The sequence below is a fragment of the Rhizobium sp. P2_G2 genome, from assembly GCF_056403555.1.
The window spans coordinates 1-4,426 of sequence record NZ_JBFUFF010000213.1; the positions used below are offsets into that span (position 1 = coordinate 1).

3 protein-coding genes and 3 pseudogenes are annotated in these 4,426 nt (G+C 58.5%); all 6 read left to right on the forward strand.

The window, feature by feature from the left end:
* Positions 1-87 precede the first annotated feature (87 nt).
* Positions 88-927 carry an IS5 family transposase gene (locus AC1D06_RS41915; protein WP_477991412.1) on the forward strand — a complete coding sequence of 280 codons (840 nt, stop codon included), beginning with the start codon at positions 88-90 and terminating at the stop codon, positions 925-927.
* A gap of 245 nt (positions 928-1,172) precedes the next feature.
* Positions 1,173-2,312: pseudogene (locus AC1D06_RS41920) on the forward strand (recombinase family protein); the annotation flags it as partial.
* A 514-nt stretch (positions 2,313-2,826) separates the two neighbouring features.
* Positions 2,827-2,973, forward strand: a pseudogene (locus AC1D06_RS41925) (IS5/IS1182 family transposase); the annotation flags it as partial.
* Positions 2,974-3,093: 120 nt separating this feature from the next.
* The gene (locus AC1D06_RS41930; protein WP_477991413.1) at positions 3,094-3,243 is read left to right on the forward strand and encodes a hypothetical protein; all 150 of its coding nucleotides are present in this window, start codon (positions 3,094-3,096) and stop codon (positions 3,241-3,243) included.
* 429 nt (positions 3,244-3,672) lie between these two features.
* A complete protein-coding gene (locus AC1D06_RS41935) occupies positions 3,673-3,963 on the forward strand; it encodes a hypothetical protein (protein ID WP_477991415.1) in 291 nt (96 codons plus the stop codon).
* Between the two features lie 152 nt (positions 3,964-4,115).
* Positions 4,116-4,232, forward strand: a pseudogene (locus AC1D06_RS41940) (NIPSNAP family protein); the annotation flags it as partial.
* Between the last annotated feature and the right edge of the window lie 194 nt (positions 4,233-4,426).

Genomic DNA, 4,426 nt, shown 5'->3' on the forward strand with positions numbered 1-4,426 from the left:
GTTAYCTTAGAGCCCGATTTAAAAGTAGTTGAGCGATAACAGCAGGTTGTGATTCCCTTTTGGTGCTAAATCAAAATGGGGTTTCCGATGACCTGGACTGYTATCGCTCGGCGTGAGCATAACCGAGACGCGCTTCGTTTTCCAAGTGATTTGACGGACCGGGAATGGGGTTTTATCGAACCATTGATCCCACCGGCCAAGCGTGGCGGTCGCWGMCGAACGACGAAGATGCGCTCGGTCGTGGAGGCGATCCTCTATATCGCATCAAGCGGTTGCTCATGGCGGATGCTGCCGGGTGATTTCCCTCCGGTGTCGACGGTGCGCGGCTATTTCTATGCTTGGCGAAAGATGGGTTTATGGGAGGGCATCAATCAGCTTTTGGTGATGACCGCGCGAGAGATCGAAGGACGAGAAGCGCARCCCACGGCGGGGATCATCGACAGYCAAAGCGTYAAAACSACGGAAAGCGGCGGCGTTTGCGGCTATGACGCRGGAAAGAAGATCAAGGGTCGCAAGCGTCACATCGTCACCGATACGTGCGGATTTCTGATCTTCGTGCTRATCCATGGGGCCGACGTGCAGGAYCGCGACGGTGCGCCCGATGTTCTCAAGGCCATCCGCTACCGTTTYCCATGGCTGCGCCATATCTTCGCCGATGGCGGCTATGCGGGCGAYAAGTTGAARKYGGCRATGCGYCGTCACGGSCAGTGGACAGTCGAAATCGTTAAGCGCTCKGACAAGGCCGCGGGCTTCGTCTTGCTACCGCGCCGATGGGTTGTGACCCGCTGTACAATGTTGCCAAGTCTGGTTTCGAGTGGCCAGTGCGCATCGAGCGTCCACATCGTAGGCAATCGCCTGTTGAGGATGGCCGTAGTCGGGATGAGAGTCGATTTGTCGCGGCCGAATCAGAGCCGCGGCAGGATTTAATGCGCCATCGACGGTCGAGCTGCGAGTTGGCCGATGGAGGCGCACATGGTCCGGTGCATGGATCGCCCTGTGCTGCACGTGCAAGTGTCGTTCGAAGCGACAAGAACCGGCCCCCAACATCTGCTCGAGGCCTACGCCCAGCTTGTGCCGACAATACGACGCACGAAGCAACGGCCAGAGAGAGCAGGCCCCTCGTCGAAGGTGACGAAAGCGATAGCGAGATCGGGAGGTGAGCGATGACCGAGATGCGATGTGCGCTCTATGCGCGGGTGTCGAGCGAAGCCCAAACGCGCGACAATACGATTGCCAGTCAGGTCGCGGCGTTGCAGGAACATATTGCCACCGACGGCTTCTTGCTTGAGCCAGATGAYAGCTACGTGGATGATGGCTACAGCGGTTCGATCTTGCTTCGCCCGGCGTTGGAGCGGTTGAGRGATGCGGTTGCCGCCGGCCATGTCGACCGCCTCTATGTCCACGCTCCCGATCGTCTTGCCCGCCGCTACGCCCATCAGGCGCTGCTGATCGACGAATTCCGTCGCGCCGGTGTGGAGATCGTGTTCCTCAACCGTCCCATCGGCGGCACGGCCGAGGATGACTTGCTGCTCCAGGTTCAGGGCGTGATCGCCGAATAYGAGCGGGCCAAGATCCTCGAGCGCAGCCGGCGTGGTCGCCGCCACGCAGCACGCTCCGGCTCCGTCAGCGCTTTGACGGGCGCGCCCTTCGGCTACCGCTAYGTGAGCCGATATCAAGGCGGCGGCGTGGCACGCTTCGAGGTGGTGGAGGCGGAGGCGCATATCGTTCGTCTGATCTTCGCATGGGTTGGKCTGGATCGCATGAGCCTGCGGGAGGTATGCCGGCGGCTCGAGCAGATCGGTTGCCAGACGCGGGCAGGTGTCACTCATTGGTATGCTTCCACGATCCACGGCATGCTTACCAATCCTGCCTATGTCGGACGTGCCGCGTTCGGGCGGTGCCGCTACCTACCACCACGACCGCGGTTGCGACCGATCCGCGGCCATTCGCAACCCGCCCCGCACGCCGCGTCCCGTGTTCCCGTTCCGACTGAAGAGTGGATCGAGATTCCTGTTCCTTCGCTCGTCGATCCGATTGTGTTTGAGGCGGTCCGTGCTCAGCTTGAGGAGAACCGCMAACGCAAGCGCCAACGCACGCCAAGCTCAGACTGGTTGCTGCAGGGCCTCACCGTTTGCCATCGTTGCGGCTATGCCTATTATGGCAAGCGCGCTCCTCGTGTTCACAACAAGTACGATCCGACCAACACGTTGCGCTACTATCGCTGTACCGGTGCGGACGGTCACCGTTTCAGCGGCCATCCCGTTTGCAACAACTCACCGGTGCGCGGCGATCATCTGGAAGAAGCGGTTTGGGATCAGGTGAAGGCGCTCATGGAGGACCCACGTCGGATGGCTGAGGAATACCGTCGCCGCCTGCTTCAGGCCCGTAACGAAACCCGTGAAACAGAAGAGATCGCCCGCCTGGAACGACAGATCGCGGCCTTGCATCGGGGCATCGGCCGGCTGATTGACAGCTATGCCGAGGGCGTTATCGACAAGACCGAATTCGAGCCGCGTATCGCTGGCCTGAAACAACGCCTCTCCCACCTTAAGGAGCAGCACCGGGCCGCGGTCAAGGTGGCCGAGAACGAGCGTGAGCTATCACTCCTCGTCAGCCGTCTGGAGGACTTCTCCGCCAAGGTGAAAACAGGGCTCACCAGCCTTGACCGCACCGGCATGCGGCAGATCATCTGTACCGTGGTTCGCCGGGTCGAAATCGACGATGCAGACATCGAGATCATCTTCCGTGTTCCGCCACTTGATGGCCCAGCCGGCCCAAAATCACCAAGCCAGGCGCCCAGTTCCACGCAACATTGTACAGCGGACCGTCGAAAGAACATTTGCTTGGCTCGGGCGTTGCCGCCGCCTCGCCAAGGATTGGGAAAAGTCCATCGAAAGCTCAACAGCATGGGCGCAAATCGCTTCAATCCGAATGCTCACCAGACGTATCGCAAGATATTGGATCTACGAATGAACTTTTGAATCGGGCTCTTAAAGAATTGGAGCAGGAGCCGCGAGTCAGGGCGTCCACGAATTCAGGCTGGTCCACCTCTTGAGCCATCTTGGCTCATTCGTCGAGGATCGCGAAAAGTTCATGACCTCAGTCATGGAGGACGTGGAACTGAGCATGAATGTGCAGGCCGAGGCGCTACGCATCCGGTATGGTACGGCAGCCGATCAATCAATGAATGAAGCACTCGCCTATCTACAGCACGTGAAAAAGCTGGCGATGGGAACCGTATAACTTCCGCTTTCAGGGCAAAAAACTGAGGGGTGACGATGATCGCGACATTGATGATATGTGTGCACTTGGCGCGGATTCGGTTGAAGGACTTGGTCACTAGGCAGACACTAAAATCATTTCTAAGCGCAAGGACGCGACGCCGAAGCACCGGCCATTGGTGAAAGTCTATCTGTCCAACGGAAAGGAAGTCGGGCAGATCCTGCTCCGGGAAGGCTTCGCGCGCCCATGGCACCCGCACCATAAGATCGACTGGTGCAGCTGATTGCGGTGTTACAGGGCGCAAAAACATCTGGGTCGTCATTCCGCTTCTCGCGCTCATGCTGAAAAGCTTGATCTTGAACTTGTTGCTAACTAGCTTCATGTTCCGGTGCGGATGCAGATGGCGAATTTGGCCTTGCAGGGTGTAAAGGGTGGAAGTTGCTTTCGAACATGATCGCGTTCTTCGTTATCAAGCTTTTGGATATCGGGCCGCTCATCATGTTGATTGTTGGGCTCTGCAATGCCAGATGGATCGTTGGCTTGGTGTTGGCGCTGATCGTCGCCGCCCTTAACACAGTAGCCTTGTACCTCGTGAGGGCCTCTCTCTTGGCAGGCCTGGAATATCAGATCCTCTTCGGGACGGCAGCGTGCGTCCTGGCCTTCACGATCGGCAAAGGTATCAGGGCTCTGTTCGGCCGGCGCAATTCCAGGCGTGAGCAGGATCGAGCGGCCGGCCAGTGATGTCCGTGCCGGTCTTGAACGTGCCCGCTTCCTCTTGCTGGATCCGGATATCGTGGTGATCCGGACAGTCGACTTCCCAATTCGCTTCGTCCCGGAACAACTGTTTATCGCCATTGTGCGGCGTGCGGGGTTGACGACGAGGGGCATATTGCGAGTGGCAGGAAGCGAAGGCGAAGAGCGAGGCGGATGGGCCGATCGTCGCCAACATCGCCAGTTCGCTGCTGCAGCCGACATGCTTCTACCGCGGCTTCTCCAAACTGTCGGAATAACGGCCAGAAACTCCGCACGCAATTTTCAGGGGCGGGTGTGGTTACGAAGTCAGGTTATCTTTCGAATGATCTTGCCGATCTTCGAACAGATGCGCATTTATGTGTTGCCGGGCGTGATGCTCGTTACCCTCGAAAATCAGACAGTCCCCTGTCGTCACTCGTTGACCGCCCGGCACCCCAAATCAGAACAAGTG